Genomic DNA, 15,874 nt, shown 5'->3' with positions numbered 1-15,874 from the left:
TAATCCCGGACAGCGGCGAGCGTGCGCTATTCGATCCGGCGCGCTCCCGCCGCAGGGGTCACCGCGAAACTGCGGGGCGCGGCGAAACGCCTGCGTGCGAAGGCATCTCGGACCGTGGCGACGACCCTATCGGTCCGCTCGGAATCCACCAGCGCGATTATGCTGCCGCCGAAACCACCGCCGACCATGCGCGCCCCGTAGGCCCCGGCGACCAACGCGGCCGCCACCGCGGTATCGAGTTGCGGTGCGGAGACCTCGAAATCGTCCCGGAGTGAGGCGTGCCCGGCGGACAGGTCGGGACCGATCGAGCGCGGATCAGCACCACCACGCAATCTTTCGGCTACGCGCAGCACCCGGGCGTTCTCGGACACCACATGCCGAGCGCGACGGCGCAGCACCGGGTCCGAGAGCCGGTCCACCTCGCCGCCGGTCGCATCCCGCAGGAAGGGCACGCCGAGTTCACCGGCGGCCGTGGCACATTCGGCGCGCCGCTTGGTGTACTCACCATCGACCAGTCGATGCGGACTGCCGGTGTCGAAGACCAGCAGGCTCAATCCGAATCGCTTCAGATCGAACGGGATCTGCTCGTACGCCCGGCTGCGCACATCCAGGAACAGCACATGCCCGGCGGTGCAGAGCATGGCCGCGGATTGATCCAGGATTCCGGTGGGCACACCCACGTAGACGTTCTCCGCCGTGCGCGCCATATCGATGATCTCGGCGGCGGAGACGCTGGGCGCGAACAGATCCCGCAGTGCGATGGCCACCGCACAGGACAGCGCCGCCGAGGAGGAGAGCCCCGCGCCCATGGGCAGGTCACCGTCCAATTCGAGTTCGGCACCGGGCAACTCGTGACCGCGGCGCACGAACTCGCGGATCACGCCGAGCGGATAATGCGCCCAGGTGGGCAATTCGGACCAGCCAGCGGCGGCCAGCGCGGAGAGCGCGATCTCGACCTCATCGCTGGGGGCCTGTCGCGAGCGCAGCCGCACCTTCCCGTCCGGGCGCACAGCCGCGGTGCAGGTCACGCCCATCGGCAGCGCGAGTGGCAGGACGTAGCCGTCGTTGTAATCGGTGTGCTCACCGATGAGATTGACCCGTCCGGGAGCGAGCCAGCGCCCGGCCTTGGATCTCTCGAGGGATCCGGCCACTTCAGCTCCCCTCCGGAGAGTCGTGCGGTACGTCGGGTTCGATCAGCAGGGAGCATAGCGAGTCAAGCGCCCCGCGATCCTGCGGGTTCATCGGACTCCCGTACGCGATGCGACATTTCGTGCCATGATCGACTCGGTTGCCCAGATCTCGATGGCAGCGCCTCTCCCCCGTGGATACTGCCGCCGCCGGCTGGGACCTATGCTCGTACAACACTCGGTTCGTGATCGCCGTGTTCGGGGCCAGTGGATCCACTCGTGATCCGTGGTAGCACAGGCGATTACAGACCGATTGGCACGGTCTCGAAGAAGCAGATGCATTGGGGACGGAGCGGACAAGGGGGGCTGGTGGGCACAGACGAACAACCGGCCGGTCGGCCCGGTAGACGGTTACGAGTCTGTTGGCGTTCATTGGGGTTCAGCTGCGGGGTGCTGATTCTGGCACTGCCCTTGGTGGTCGACAACCGCATGATGGCACTGATCACCCTCTACGCATCGGTCGGTATCGCACTGGTCATGATCGGTGCGGGCGTGCACCGATTCCGGCCGCAATTCCCCCTGCCCTGGTATCTGCTCTCGGCCTCGGCCGTGCAATTCACCATCGGCACCACCCTGCGCGAGGTCACCGACTGGCATCAGCACCCCTTCGATGATCTGTTCACCCTCGGCGGCTACTGCTGTATCGGCGCGGCCGCCGTGCTCTGGCTGCGGCCGCGACAGAACAGCACCGATCACGATCTACTGCTGGACTCCGGCCTGATCGGACTCGGTGCGGCGCTGCTGTCCTGGACCTTCCTGATCTCACCCATTCTGCATCGAGCGCACGGCTTCAATTTCACCACCGCCACCGCCATCACCTATCCGGTGATCGACGCCCTGCTGCTGACCGTTGTCGCGCATTCGGTGGTCACCTCCGCGCGCTCGGAAACCTCACTGCGCCTGGTGTATCTGGCCATGCTGGTCATTCTGGCGGGCGACCTCGGCTACAACCTGGAGACGGCCGGATCGGCCGATCTGAGCCGCCAGATCCTGCTCATGCCGGTACAACTCGCGTACACGCTGATCGGCGCGGCGGCCCTGCACCCCACCATGGTCGTGCTCGGCGGGCCCCGCGATATCCACGCGCATCGATCCCGCCAGCGCGCCAGCATCATCGCCATAGTGATGATCGTGGCCGCCCTCGTACCGGTGGTCGGCTCCAGCCTCGATCTCATGGACCGCGTGGTGGTTTCCTCACTCTTCGCCCTACTACTCGGCGGCGTGCTGCTACGCAGCGAACGCGCCATCGAACGCAGCGCCCGCAGCGAACGGCGCGCGCAGTACCAGGCGGACCACGATATGCTCACCGGCCTCCTGAACCGCGCCGCCCTGCTGCGGGCGCTGCATCGTAATAGGGACCGGTGGGGTGATCAGCCGCTCGCCCTGCTCTTCATCGATCTCGACGGATTCAAACGGGTCAATGACAATTGGGGGCATGCGGTCGGCGATGAGCTGATCGCCAATGCGGCGGCACGAATTCGGCGCATTATTCGACGCGATGACGCCGCCGCGCGTTATGGCGGTGACGAATTCGTGGTGCTCGCCCCACTCGGCCGACAGCAGGCGCTGCTGCTCGCCGAGCGACTATTGGCCACCCTCGGTGAACCGTTCGAACTCAGCGCCGCCGAGGTGCGTATCGCGGCCAGCATCGGAATTGCCTGCAGTGGCCCGCGCGGGGGCGATACCACGGTGTATGAGCTTCTGCGCGAAGCGGATTCGGCTATGTACCATGCGAAGGAATATTCGCTGGGGTACGTTTTCCATGCCGATCTCAGGCACGGCCACCCGGAGTCCGGTCCGCGCACGTGGCACCGGGAGTCCGCGGTCTGACATCGTAATCGCTGTCACCGCACGGATATTCGGGTATTTCAATGATTTCTTCCACACGTGGGTATCGACTACTCACCGCCACCGTAGCCGCTACGGCCACTCTCGCCATGGGCGCGGCGGGCGTTGCGAACGCGACACCGATCGAGCTCGAAACAGCGCCGGTGGCCACCGAGGCAGCCCCGGCGGGCGGCGATATCGCGCTCGGCTCCGGCTCCGGCTCCGGCTCGCTCTCGGCGGATCCGGGCTCGGCCTCGGCGGCGCTCTCCGGCTCGGCCGGAAGCGGTTCGGGCGCAGGCAGTTCCAACCCGTATTGGCCATACACCGGTTCGGGTACGCCGAACAGCGGTTCGGCGGGCTGGGGCGACCGCATCGGGCGCATGGGCCCGGATCTGGCGGCCGGCCTGGACAACCTCATGCGCGCGCTGGGATTCCGGCCGGGCAATGTTCCCACTGCCCCGGCGCCGGAACCTCCTGCGGCCGAGGGCTAACCGGCCAGTTCGTCGAGGAGTCGACGAGCGTTCTCGAGTTCGGCCTGTAGCTGCTCGACCTTGGCACGCTGGGTCAGTCGCACCGCCTCGAGCACACCGTCGACCACCTCGGCGACCTCCGGATGCAGGAGCTTGGCCGCCTGCGATACGGCCGAGCCGGGTACGGACAGACCCTTGATGGTGCGCTTCTTGCCATTGACGACGTCCAAGGTCCATTCGCCGTCGGCGGTGCCGCTGAGGGTCACCACGACCTCGGGGTCCTTGGGCTTCTTCGCGGCGGCCGCATTGCGGGCCGGACGTGATGCGGCACCGGCAGCGGGTTTGGCGGCGGCCTTGGGGGCCTCCGGCTGCACCGCTGACGAGCTGGAATCGGTAGCGACGGGTGCGGTTTCCGGTTTCGGAGCAGGCGGCGTGCTGGGGGCGGTCGGCGGTGTTGCGGCAATGGTCGCGGGCGACGGCATCGTCACGTTGGGGTCCTTCCTGGTTGCCGTTTTCTGTTTCGCACCGGCGGCGGGCTGCTGCCGGGCCGGTTTGGTCAGGGTCACCTCGGTGGGGCCGAACGAAAGCACATCTTTGGAACCGGTCGGCTTCACCTGCAGGAAATCACCCTCGGACGGATCACCGAGCGAGATCACCTTGCCGGAGCGGCCTTCCGGTACGCCGACCGCTGCCGCCGTGAACCACACCATCGGCGGACGGCCGGCATCGATCTGCTCGGCAATCTGCCGAATCTCTGTCTCCGACAAGGGCAGTGGCTTGGTGCTACGGGACGACATGGGACTCTCCGGGCGGACGGTTGGACATCAGCGTGCACAGAGCATGCCCCATGGCACCGACAAATCCACATCCGGAGAATTCACACCGCCACCGACGCACTGGTCAGTGAACTATTGGCAATTCCGACTTGTGCGGCCCACCGAGCATGGCCGGCGGTCCGATCGTAGGCGCACAGCACCCGGCGCGCGCAACTTTCCGAGCTCGGGACACCCGCATATGTGCGGCACGACACTGCTCCACCGTGCGGCTCAGAGCTGTTCGACACCGCGCAGTACACAGCGCACGCTCTGCGGCCGAGTGACCGGATCGAGCCGGGTCTCGGTGGTGAAGTCCTGGGTCGCGCCCGGTGCCACGGTCACCTCGGTGCTGGTCCGCTCCAGGACGGTGGACTCCACCGTCAGGAAGCTGATCACCACCAGGTACCGATGCTCGACCTGATCCCGGTTGCTCACCACCGCGGTGGCTTGCCAGCCCACCGGAGTGCCACCGCATCCGGTGACGAACGCGCTGCGCTGCATTTCCGTGCTGCTGTGCGCCGAATCGGATTTGCCGGAGCCGTCGACCTCCGCGGTCGGTGTACCCGCCCGGGCACACCCCGCCAGCACAGCCGCGCATCCACCCAGAACACCGACGAGCCTCAGGTAGGGGGCGATCATGAATCTCCCTTTCCACCGCGCACTTCCGTGCCACAATCCCAGCCGCCCCCGCAACTCTGTTGCCGCTAATTAGCCGCGCGCCGAGATTACCGCGACCTGAACCGCGTGTCGTCACATGACACGTAGGGCGTGTCGCGAAGGTGACACGAACTCAATGCGCGCCGAGCACCTCGAGCACCCGCCTGGCCTGGTAATCCGCACCCAACTGATTGGGGTGGAACGGTACCGCGAGACCGAACGGAGTGCCGGAGAACGGGATCAGCCCCTCCACCCAGCGCGTGCCGACCGGCTGGCAGGCATCATGTCCGGAACTGCCGCTATAGGTGTCAACGAAGTCGACGCCGCTGCTCGCCGCGACTCGGGCGAGCATGTCGTGGAGTTCGATGAGCTTGCTACCCAACCAGATCGCATCGGGATCGGAGATGGGGATCATCGGGAAGCAGCCGCCGGTGGTGCCGATGCCCTCGAAGTAGTCGAGCAGCAGGATGCGGGCGTGCGGGGCACGCTCCCGAATACCCGCGACGGTCGCGGCAACCCGTGATTCGGCGCGCGCGATGTTCTGCGACATACGATCGACGCCGTTCACGATCATCTCGTTCCGGCACGGCGTCGCGGCGGGATCGACTGTCACGCAATCCGTTACCGTCGCGGCGAGATCCGCGTCATTGCCGCCGATCTCGAGCGTGACCAGATCGGTGGTGACGGTCAGACTGTCGAACTGCGGCGGATTGGTGCCGAGCGCGGTGGCCTGCGGAGCGGTCATATTCGCGGTGACCGCACCCCCGCAGGTGGCATCGCGAAAGACCGGCACCGCCAGCGCCGCCGCGATCTGCTTCGCGTAATTGTGGACGCTCTGTACACAGTTCACCGGCGTGAACGCCGTGGTGACCTGACTCAAAGTGGCATCGGCCGCCCATGAATCACCCAGCGCCACATACTCGTTCACCGCCGGTTCGGCCTGTACCACCCCCACCGGAAGTACTGCCGCGAGCGCGGCAACCGTCACCAAGACATGCGAGATCTTCAAGTCATTTCCCCTACGACCGACACCCCGACGATGAACTGGACCATTGTTCAGCTGAGAACTTAGCAGTGGCGCGGGGGTCGTGGCGCGCGGAAGGTCGAATTCACTCGCCGCACACGATCCCAGCAAGGAACGCGTTCCAATCACCCTGAGAGAAGATGAGCGCGGGACCGGCCGGATTCTTGCTGTCGCGAACACCAACCCCGCCCGACTCGAGGTGAGCGACTTCGACGCATTCACCCTGAGCCTGGCTGTATGTGCTCTTGAACCACGTCACGCCGGATAGTTCGCTACTCACGGTCGTACTCCTTCGCTACTCGGGTCACCAGGGTCTGACTGGCCTTGGCGTCGAGACTTGCCTGTTTGATCCTGTCGTACGCCCGATCGTAGAAGCTCACATCATCGGGCTTTCTGAGGTAGATCCCGCCAACTACGTTCTCCAAGAAGATGGTGCGAGGTTCGATCGGACTCCCGTCCGAAGCCCTACCGAAGTCGAGAATTACGAACGGCGGCATGCTGACTCCGCCGGGGAACCCCGCTTCGAAAGGCAGAACCTGCAGAGTGATGTTGGGATGGAGAGCGGTCATTTCGGTGAGATGCCGCAGCTGGGCGGCCATGATCGCGGCGCTACCAACCCGATGGTGAAGTGCGGCCTGGCTGATGACCACATCCATCACTACCGGTTTGGGCCGGGTGAGAATCGCCTTTCGATGTGTCTTCACCTCCACGATTCGTTCGAGTTTCTGCGGCTCGGCGTCCGGCAGCGACTCCCGGGCGAGAGATAGGACGTAACTTGGTGTTTGGAGGAGACCGGGGATCAGGTTCGGCTGGTGTGAGCAGATCGATTCCGCAGCGGTTTCCTGAGCCACATACACATCGAAATCTTCAGGGATGTCACCCCCGTAAGCGTGCCACCACCAATCCTTCTGTGCGGCCTGCATTGCCAGCCCGACAGCGCCATCGATGAGATCCTCTGGGACACCATAGAGTTCACAGATCGCTCTGACATCCCGGGGATTGGGTTTCGCTTTCATCCCCTTCTCCAACCGATGTAGCGCGGTCTGACTCATTCCCGGCACCATGCTTGCCGCACGCTCCAAGCTGTAGCCCGCACCGTCACGCCAGTCCCGGAGACGGCGACCGAGCTGATGGAGGGGCAGCGTCTGACCCACACTCGGCATCGCGCTTCCTTCCGTTTCGGAAGAGCATTTCCTTCCATTCCGGATCGATGTTCGCACAGATAACGGGAGGCCTCCTGGGGTTTCGGAAGATCCGATCCGCATCTTCCGATTCAGAACGGTTCCACAGCATTTGGGGCGCAGGGTTGGTTTCTCAATCGCGGCGACTTCGGAGGTTGTGATGACGAGTGGGGATATTCCAGCCAGGCTGTTCCATCACAAGGTAGATCCCGGCGAAATGGACCCTGCCACAGCGGATATCGCGCGTGAGCTACATCGGGACTGCGGCCGCCCGGGGTGCCGGGTCAAAGAGCGGCTGCATCTGATGGCGGTGGCCGAGGTCATGCCAGGGGCACATCATGTCACCGGATGACATAGCGACCCGTACCGAAATACCTTGGGATATCTGGGCGCTCATTGCCCTGTTCGCATTCTTCGCCGCTATCGCGGTCTGGGGATTCACAGGCGACTACCTAGGTCACCTGTCGAGAGCTGGTGGCGCCCCTCTTCGATTCGCATCCACACGCGGCGGATTCCTCGAAGTCACAGGCGCTGGCCATGGACCGCGAAGGAGATGGCGGTACCGGGGGCAGCATCGGGGCGGCTACCAGACCTGGCACGGCAGGGGTACCCGGGACCCATCCCTGCGTGCGAAGCAACGGAATCCGTCATGTGCGGACCCAGCTCACATCCAATCACTGGATCCCGCAACGGAATCAACGCGGTCGCGTTCGTAGCCCAGGAGTACGTCGTGGGCGACCTCGCCGTCGACGACGGTGACTCGGCTGAAGACCGGGGGGTAGCCGCGGGCCATGACGGTGTAGCGGCCGTCCGCGAGGTTCGGGACCACATAGTGGCCGGTGTCGTCGGTGCGGGTGACGGCAATCAGGTCACCGGCCTCGTCCAGGACGGTGATCTGGGCGTCGGGGACGGCGTGACCGGCGTCGGTGCTGGCCGAGCCCGCCAGGACGGCTCGGGGCAACACCTCTACATCGTGGCGCAGCATTCCGGTGTCGGGGACGGTGAGAGTGCTTGCGGCGGGGCGCATCTGGTCGGCCACCGCGACCAGGGTGTAGGTGCCCGCCAGGACGCCGCGGCAGACGTACGCGCCGTCGGCGGTGGTCACGGCGGAGGCTACGACGTCACCGTAAAGGTCGGTCAGGGTGACCGTGACATCCGCCAGCGGGGCACCGCGCCCCGCCGAGCGCACGGTGCCCGAGATCTCACCCGAACCGATGAGCGCGATATCGAGCTGATGCGAGCGGCGGCCGACCGTAATGGTCACCGCCGCCGGCTGATAGCCGTGTGCGGAGACAATGAGCACGTAGCCACCCGCTCGGGGAGCCCCGATGGAGTACGAACCGTCGCCGTCGCCGAGCGCACGCGAAACCTGGTGCCCACGTTGATCAATCAGCGTCAGCACGGCATCGGCGATCGAGTTTCCATCCTCGCGGTGCACACAGCCGGAAATGGCGAGTCCGGATGGCGGGACGATCCGAAGCTCCTCCGCGGGCAAGGATTCCGGCTCCGGCTCGGATTCGGCCTCGGGCTCCGCGTCCCCCGCGGCGACCGCACTCTCGACGGCCGTCCCCTCGTCCGCCATCCCCTCGACAGCCGCCGGAGTCGGCATATCCTGTAGCGGAATCTCTTTCATGAACATCAGGACGAAGGCGGCCAGTGCCGCGACCGCGGCGGCGACGTAGAAGACCCCGGCCATGGAGTCGGTGAAGCCCATCAGGATGGGGACCCGCAGCTCATCGGGGAGCGCCGCGATTCCGGTGGTATTGCTCTGGATTCGGCCCATCTGCCCGGCGTCGAAGCCGGGTGGCAGCTCACCGCCGAAGGCGCGCAGGATCCGCTTGGGCAGCAGGTTGAACAGGATGGTCAGGAAGATGGCCACACCGAGCGTGCCACCCATCTGACGGAAGAAGGTGGCCGAGGCGGTCGAGACGCCCATATCCGCACGCGGACCGGCATTCTGGGCGGCGATGACGAGGGTCTGCATGCACCCGCCGAGGCCGAAGCCGATGATGCCGCAGTACAGCAGCGGCAGCCACAGCGCGGTGTCGTAGTGCACGCGCGCGAAAAGCACCGAACCGACGGCGATTACGAGTGAACCCAGCACCGGCAGCGCTTTGTAGCGGCCGGTGAATTTGGTGACCAGCCCGGCCAATTGCGCGCCGATCATGATGCCGACCACCAGCGGAAGCATGAACAATCCGGCACGGGTCGGCGAATAACCGCGCACCACTTGGAAATACAGTGGCACCAGCACAATCGCACCGAACATGGCAACGCCCACAATGAATCCGCCGACGATGGCGATACTGAAGGTACCGCTTCGGAACAGCCGCAAGGGAATCAGCGCGGCATCCTTCATCAGCAATTCGACAATCAGGAAGAGTACGAATCCGGCCGCGGCGATGCCGTAGCAGAGCAGTGCCCGATCCGAACGCCAGCCCCACTCCCTGCCCTGCTGGGCGATGATGAGCAGCGGCACGGTCGCGGCGGTCAGGGTGATCGCGCCCAGCCAGTCGGTGCGAATCCGCTGGCGCGGGAACGGCACATCCAGGACCTTCGCCACCACCAGCATGGCGAGTACGCCGATGGGGACGTTGACCAGGAAGACCCAGCGCCAACCCTCCAGGCCGAGCAGGTGATCGGCATTGGAGAAGAAGCCGCCCAGCACCGGGCCCAGCACCGTGGCGATACCGAAGACCATCATGAAATAGCCCTGGTAGCGCACCCTTTCGCGGGGTGGCACGATATCGCCGATAATTGTGAAGGCCAGCGACATGAGCCCGCCCGCACCGACCCCTTGCAGGGCGCGGAAGCCCGCGAGCTGATACATGGTGGTGGCGAAGGTGCAGGCCACCGAGCCGATCACGAAGACCCCGATGGCTATGAGATAGCAGGGTTTCCGGCCGTAGATATCGGCGAGCTTGCCGTACAGCGGGGTGCTGATGGTGGCGGTGATCAGGTACGCCGTCGTGGCCCACGCCTGCTGGTCGAACCCGTGCAGGCTGTTGGCGATGCGCACGATCGCGACACTGACAATGTTCTGATCCAGGGCGGCCAGAAAGACGCCCAGTAGTAGACCGGACAAAATGGTCATAATCTGCCGGTGCGATAAAGCTGCTCTCGCATCGGATTCCGAAGCCGGCGGGATAACCCGCGGCTTGGTGATGGTATTCGTCATGTTTGGGGCCCTTGTCGGATTTCGGGTGTCCGTAAAAGTGCGGTGCTACTCGAAAAGACCTCGCCATGAAGCAATTCGGGCAGCGTACCCCTACCGATCCGGCCCCTGACCGGGCACCCCCGCTATGAGGTGGTTACGCCTCCACTTGTGCGTACAGCGGAATTCCGCTGTGGAAGAAGCGAATGAGCTGGCCGATCCGCACCGAGTGATCCACACAGTGCCCGAAGTGATGCGCCATCATGGCGATATCGATGGCCATGGCCGAGCCGTGCGACCAGCCCGAATCGGCGGCGGCCTCGGCGGCCCGCACGCGCAGCCGGTCCAGGGCCTCATCGCGCGGTACCAGCACCTGATCGCGCGGCGGGTTCTGTGCGGCAATGACTCTCACCACGACGCCGACCAGATCGGTTACCGCGGTGGATATCTCTGTCAGCATCTCGGCGATGGGCTGTACCGCAACCGGTTCCGGATAGCGGCGCACCACCACATCGGAGACCCGGCTCAGCGCTCCGGCGATGCCGAGTAGATCGTCGGCTATCTGCATGGCCGTCACCACATGGCGTAGGTCGCGGGCGACCGGGGCCTCCAGGGCCAGTAGCAGTACCGACCGGTCCTCACACTTGGCGTGCTCGATCTGCACCTGCTCCTCGAGCGCGAAGACCTCGTAGGCCGCGGTGAGGTCACTGCCCATCAGCGCCACGCAGGCACGCTCGGCCGACTCATGAGTCAGCCGAGCCATATTCGCCAGCTCATCGGTCAACGCCATGAGCTCGATGGAGAATTTCGTCCGCACTCGCATATCTTGTCCGCCCGCCCACACAACTGCACAATATCGCGGCAAAAGCATTACACCCGAATGCCTCTCGGCCATGTCATCAAGAAATAACCAACCGACCAGTCGCGTTCACTTGATTCACGCACAGCATCGGGCAGACGCCGGTGCGTCGAACCCGGAAATACCGCCGGGGTACCCGAGACTGGCGGGGTGACCGACCACTCGGCGTCCGTCGAAACCCCGGCCCCGGGCAGTCGCATGCCCGCCTGGCTCCCCCGCGCCATGGTGCTCGCCTTCGCCCTGCTCGGCCTGTTCGAGCTGGTCAACTGGGCCGCGCACGCGCTGATCGGGATCGCCGTCATGATGACGGTGGCCTTCTTCATCGCGCTCGCGATGGAGCCCGCGGTCGATGCCATGGCCGCGCGCGGGATCAATCGAGGACTCGCCACCGCGGCCGTATTCATCATCGTCTTCGCCTGCACCATCGGCTTTCTGGTGACCCTCGGCATTCTCATGGTGGAGACGGTCGGCAACGTTCTCGACGAATTGCCGCGCCTACTCGACGAATTGGTGTCCTGGGTGAATCACACCTTTCACCAGGATTTCACCGTACATCAACTTCGGGACCGGCTCTTCAAGGACTCAGATGTCATCAGCGCGTATGCCGAACGCGCCGCGAACAATGTGTGGGGACTGTCGAATACGGTGCTCGGCGGGTTCGCGAAGGTGGTCACCATCGCACTCTTCAGCGTGTACATGACCGCGGACGGGCCGAAGCTGCGGCGCTCGCTGTGCTCACTGCTGCCGCCCGCCAAACAGGGTGCGGTACTGCATGCCTGGGACCTGGCCATCGACAAGACGGGCGGATATCTGTACTCGCGAGCTCTGCTCGCGGTCATCTCCGCGGTCATCCACGGCGCGTTCCTGTGGCTGCTCGGACTGCCCAACGCCTTCGCCCTGGGCATCTGGTTCGGTGTGATCGCCTCGTTCGTGCCGACCATCGGCACCTATATCGCGGGCGTGCTGCCCGTGCTGGTGGCGCTCACCATCGAACCCATCGACGCGGTGTGGGTGGCGCTGTTCGTGGTGGTCTACCAATGGATTCAGGACTATATGCTGCAGCCGCGCATCACCGCGCGCACGGTCGATGTGAATCCGGCGGTGGCGCTGCTCTCGGTCATCGTCGGTGGTGCGCTATTGGGCGCGGTGGGCGCGCTGCTGGCCATCCCGGCCACCGCCACCCTGCAGGCCTTCCTGAGCGAATACGTCAAGCGCTACGAGGTCGCCGCGGACCCGCGCATCGAACGCCGCGGCCGAATCGCCAAGGCCCACCGACAAGTACCGGCGAGCCCGGACAAAACACCCCCGCCCTCGGACCGATAATGCAGCTATGGAACTGCTGACCGGGTTCGGACTCGCGACCGCGGCGGGTCTCAACGCCTATATCCCGCTGCTGGCGCTGGGCCTGCTCTCCCGGTTCACCGATCTGGTGACGCTGCCGCACGGCTGGGCCTGGCTCGGCAACGGCTGGGTGATGGCGATCGTCGCCGCGCTGCTCGTGGTGGAGGTCGTCGCCGACAAGATCCCCGCCCTCGACAGCGTCAACGACATCGTCCAAACCTTCGTCCGGCCGACGGCGGGCGGCATCGTATTCGGTTCCGGCACAGCGTCGCAGACCGCCGCCGTGGCCGATCCCGGTGCCTTCGCGCAGTCGGGACAGTGGGTGCCGGTCGTCATCGGAGTCATTACCGCGCTGGCGGTTTCGCTGACCAAATCGACGGTGCGACCGGTCGCCAATGTCGCCACGGCGGGCGTGGCCGCGCCGGTGCTCTCCACGCTCGAGGACATCGCCAGCGTCGCGCTGGTATTCCTGGCGATCCTGGTGCCCGTGTTGGCGGTGGTGGCGGTGCTCGCGCTGGTGTGGGCGGCGGTGCGGCTGGTGCGCCGACGGCGACAGCGCAAGGCCGCCGCGGCGATCGACCGGACCGTGTACTGAGCTGAGCCGCGACACGACGTCGTCGGTGCAGCCGCTGCCCTCCTGACTAGGCGGGCGCGGGTTCGGGCACCACGGCACGGGAACGGGCCGTGCCCAGAATCGAACCGAGAATGACCAGCGGGAAGCCGATGGCCATACCGGCGGTCAGCGGTTCGCCCAGCAGGGTGACACCGATGAGCAGTGCCACCGCCGGATTGATATAGGTGATGACGGTGGCGCGAGCCGGACCGACCTCACCGATCAAGGCGAAGAACACCACGAAGGCCAGTGCCGTGCAGAGCAGTCCCAGACCCACCACCGACCAGGTGGCATCGGCGGGGAAGTGGGAAGGCATGCGCCACAGCGCGAACGGCAGATAGATGACGGCGGCGAAGAGCAGCGAAGCGGTGACCACGCCGATCGGCGGTAGCTCGGTGAGCCTGCGATCGATGATGATCGGGCCGAAGGCGTAACCGACCGCGCTCACCGCGATGGCCGCCAGCGCACCCAGATCCGAGACGTCGATATCCAGACCGACCAGGGCCGCCACACCCGCCAAGCCGATCATCAAACCGGTGATGCGGCGCGCGTCCAGGCGCTCATGCCCGAGCCTGGTCACCACGACCACCGCGATCAGCGGTACCGCCGCGAGGAGCAAGCCCACGGTGGAGCTTGTCAGGGTGGTCTCGGCCGTGCCGATCAACAGCCAGGGACCGGTGATCTCCACGACCGTGTAGACCAGCACCCATTTCCACTGCCGTACTACGGGCAGGAAAACCTTGGTGTACAGGGCAATCGGCAGCAGCACGAGCGCGCCGAGGGCGGTGCGGCCGAAGGCCACCACCACCGGATCGAAGTCGCCCACCGCGACCCGGATCATGGCGTACGGGACGCCCCAGATCACGCCCATCGCGAGGAACAGCACCCAACCGCGCTTACTCATCGCTCACCACCTGCCCACATGCCGTCACGCCCTGTCAGTCGAACCACTCCGGGTCGCCGCCCGCGATGAACTCCGCGAGCACCGTCCGCTCCCGGAACGCCTCCTGGAGCAATAGGCCCAACCTCCGCAGGGCCTCCGCATCTTCCCCGTACGCGACAAAAGTTCCGGCCTCCGGGTCCAAGCCGAATTTTCCGTCCAGCTCGGGTGCGCGCAATGCCACCGCCGACCTGGCGACACCAGTCCAGCCGTAGCCGCCACCCTCGTATCCGGCCGCGGTGAACGCCTCCTCCAACTCGACCATGTGATGGTCCGAGAGCATGAGGCAGTAGTTGCCCGGCTTGTGGTCGTACTCGAAGAACACCAGCGGGGCGAAGGTCGCGCGATCGGTCATAGCCGCGAACCTAGCCCGCGACACCGACAAGTCGGATACGCCGGGGGACGCCGTACCCGAACTAGAGTCCGTACATGTCGACTTCCGAGCGCGCGGACAGTGGCGAGACTCCGGCGGCCGAGGCGGGACGGGCCGCACGCAAACAGGTGACGCGCACCGCCCTCGGCGTCTGGGAGCCGGGGCCGGACCGAGCCGACCCCATCGACATTCTGGAGCGACAGGCCGCCACCCGGGTACCGGAGCTGGTGCGAATCCGCTACGCGCGCATGGCCGCCGGACAGTTCCCGTTCTATCGTGGCGCGCCCGCCATCATGGCGGCCGACCTCGCCGCCGGACCGGATACCGGGCTCACCGTACAACTCTGCGGTGATGCCCATCTGTCCAATTTCGGGCTGTTCGCCTCACCCGAGCGTGCGCTCGTCTTCGACCTCAACGATTTCGACGAGACGCTGCCCGGCCCCTTCGAATGGGACGTGAAGCGGCTCGCCGCCAGCGTCGCGGTCGCCGCCCGCGCCAATGGCTGCGACGATACCGAGGCCGGTGCGGCGGCCCGGGAATCCGCGACCGCGTATCGAGAAGCCATGGCGCACTTGGCGACTCTCGGCGAGACCGACGTCTGGTACGAGATGGTCAATGTCGAGGAGGCCACCGCCGTACTGCGCCCGCAGGACCGCAAGACCGTCGAGAAGGCGATCAACAAGGCCAAATCCCGCACCAGTCTGCAGGCCCTGGACAAGCTCACCGAACCCGGGCCGGACGGTAGCCCGCGCATCAAACCCGATCCACCACTGGTGCTGCCCATATCGGAAATCGAAGAGGCCGACCTGGATTCGGTACTCGCGGACTATCGCGCCAGCCTGCCCGAGGAGCGCCGGGTCCTGCTGGACCGCTATCAACTGCGGGATCTGGCTATGAAGGTGGTCGGCGTCGGCAGTGTGGGCACCCGCTGCTTCATCGCCCTGTTCACCGGCCGTGCCAATGACGATCCGCTCTTCCTGCAGGTGAAGCAGGCCGAGACCTCGGTGCTGGCGAATCACCTGCACGCCAGCGTATTCCGGCATCAAGGCCATCGGGTGGTGCACGGCCAGCGCCTGACCCAGGCCGCCGGTGACATCTTCCTGGGCTGGGCCACCGGCCCCGAAGGTCGCTTCTACTACTGGCGGCAACTGCGAGATATGAAGGGCACCATCACCATCGACGATATGAGCCCGGAACAGCTGCGCAAGTACGCCAATCTGTGCGGCCGCACCCTGGCCCGCGGTCACGCCCGCTCCGGCGACCGTATCGCCATCGCCGCCTACCTCGGCACCAATGACGTATTCGACCGCGCCATAGCCGATTTCGCCATCGCCTACGCGAATCAGACCGCCATCGACCACGCCGCGCTGGTCACCGCGATCGATCTGGGGCGCATCGACGCCGCCACCTGAGGATGTTCTCGACCGTGCCGG

Annotated in this window: 15 protein-coding genes; 5 read left to right on the top strand and 10 right to left on the bottom strand. The window is 65.6% G+C overall.

All coding sequences use genetic code 11. The features are described from left to right. Nucleotides 1–26: 26 nt before the first annotated feature. Complete coding sequence (gene galK, locus OHB26_RS19105; RefSeq protein WP_330178637.1) at nt 27–1,151, bottom strand: galactokinase; 1,125 nt, start codon at nt 1,149–1,151, stop codon at nt 27–29. 426 nt (nt 1,152–1,577) lie between these two features. Between galK and OHB26_RS19100 the strand changes: the two genes are divergently transcribed. Continuing rightward, nucleotides 1,578–3,017 carry a GGDEF domain-containing protein gene (locus tag OHB26_RS19100; RefSeq protein ID WP_330178636.1) on the top strand — a complete coding sequence of 480 codons (1,440 nt, stop codon included), beginning with the start codon at nt 1,578–1,580 and terminating at the stop codon, nt 3,015–3,017. A gap of 41 nt (nt 3,018–3,058) precedes the next feature. Further along, a complete protein-coding gene (locus OHB26_RS19095) occupies nt 3,059–3,505 on the top strand; it encodes a hypothetical protein (protein ID WP_330178635.1) in 447 nt (148 codons plus the stop codon). Here OHB26_RS19095 and OHB26_RS19090 read toward each other — a convergent pair. From OHB26_RS19090 to OHB26_RS19060, 7 genes are all read right to left on the bottom strand, one after another. Next, nucleotides 3,502–4,281 (bottom strand): DUF6319 family protein, encoded by a 780-nt coding sequence (locus tag OHB26_RS19090; protein ID WP_330178634.1) that lies wholly within the window; start codon nt 4,279–4,281, stop codon nt 3,502–3,504. The genes OHB26_RS19095 and OHB26_RS19090 overlap by 4 nt on opposite strands. Before the next feature lie 249 nt (nt 4,282–4,530). Continuing rightward, nucleotides 4,531–4,938 carry a hypothetical protein gene (locus OHB26_RS19085; RefSeq protein ID WP_330178633.1) on the bottom strand — a complete coding sequence of 136 codons (408 nt, stop codon included), beginning with the start codon at nt 4,936–4,938 and terminating at the stop codon, nt 4,531–4,533. 151 nt (nt 4,939–5,089) lie between these two features. Continuing rightward, nucleotides 5,090–5,965 (bottom strand): SGNH/GDSL hydrolase family protein, encoded by an 876-nt coding sequence (locus OHB26_RS19080; RefSeq protein ID WP_330178632.1) that lies wholly within the window; start codon nt 5,963–5,965, stop codon nt 5,090–5,092. Between the two features lie 100 nt (nt 5,966–6,065). Beyond that, nucleotides 6,066–6,260, bottom strand: coding sequence for a DUF397 domain-containing protein (locus OHB26_RS19075; RefSeq protein ID WP_330178631.1), 195 nt, complete (start codon nt 6,258–6,260; stop codon nt 6,066–6,068). Further along, nucleotides 6,253–7,143: a helix-turn-helix domain-containing protein gene (locus OHB26_RS19070; protein ID WP_330178630.1), complete on the bottom strand. Its 891-nt coding sequence runs from the start codon at nt 7,141–7,143 to the stop codon at nt 6,253–6,255. Before OHB26_RS19070 ends, OHB26_RS19075 begins: the two co-directional genes overlap by 8 nt. A gap of 682 nt (nt 7,144–7,825) precedes the next feature. Next, the gene (locus tag OHB26_RS19065) at nt 7,826–10,339 is read right to left on the bottom strand and encodes an MFS transporter (RefSeq protein ID WP_442942678.1); all 2,514 of its coding nucleotides are present in this window, start codon (nt 10,337–10,339) and stop codon (nt 7,826–7,828) included. A gap of 133 nt (nt 10,340–10,472) precedes the next feature. Then, nucleotides 10,473–11,132: a phosphate signaling complex PhoU family protein gene (locus tag OHB26_RS19060; RefSeq protein ID WP_330178628.1), complete on the bottom strand. Its 660-nt coding sequence runs from the start codon at nt 11,130–11,132 to the stop codon at nt 10,473–10,475. A 192-nt stretch (nt 11,133–11,324) separates the two neighbouring features. On the opposite strand from OHB26_RS19060, the gene OHB26_RS19055 reads away from it, so the two are divergent. Both OHB26_RS19055 and OHB26_RS19050 read left to right on the top strand, forming a co-directional pair. Continuing rightward, nucleotides 11,325–12,497 carry an AI-2E family transporter gene (locus OHB26_RS19055; RefSeq protein ID WP_330178627.1) on the top strand — a complete coding sequence of 391 codons (1,173 nt, stop codon included), beginning with the start codon at nt 11,325–11,327 and terminating at the stop codon, nt 12,495–12,497. Between the two features lie 7 nt (nt 12,498–12,504). Further along, a complete protein-coding gene (locus OHB26_RS19050) occupies nt 12,505–13,110 on the top strand; it encodes a DUF4126 domain-containing protein (protein WP_330178626.1) in 606 nt (201 codons plus the stop codon). 46 nt (nt 13,111–13,156) lie between these two features. On the opposite strand, the gene OHB26_RS19045 is transcribed toward OHB26_RS19050, so the two are convergent. Both OHB26_RS19045 and OHB26_RS19040 read right to left on the bottom strand, forming a co-directional pair. Beyond that, entirely contained in the window at nt 13,157–14,032 is an 876-nt protein-coding gene (locus tag OHB26_RS19045; protein WP_330178625.1) for a DMT family transporter, read from the bottom strand. A 34-nt stretch (nt 14,033–14,066) separates the two neighbouring features. Continuing rightward, nucleotides 14,067–14,423 (bottom strand): Imm51 family immunity protein, encoded by a 357-nt coding sequence (locus OHB26_RS19040; protein WP_330178624.1) that lies wholly within the window; start codon nt 14,421–14,423, stop codon nt 14,067–14,069. Between the two features lie 74 nt (nt 14,424–14,497). On the opposite strand from OHB26_RS19040, the gene OHB26_RS19035 reads away from it, so the two are divergent. Then, entirely contained in the window at nt 14,498–15,853 is a 1,356-nt protein-coding gene (locus OHB26_RS19035) for a DUF2252 domain-containing protein (RefSeq protein WP_330178623.1), read from the top strand. Nucleotides 15,854–15,874 lie beyond the last annotated feature (21 nt).

It is taken from the genome of Nocardia sp. NBC_01503 (genome assembly GCF_036327755.1).
Lineage (GTDB): Bacteria > Actinomycetota > Actinomycetes > Mycobacteriales > Mycobacteriaceae > Nocardia.
The sequence above is the reverse complement of the archived record's forward strand: the minus strand, read 5'-3'. Positions and strand labels throughout refer to the sequence as shown.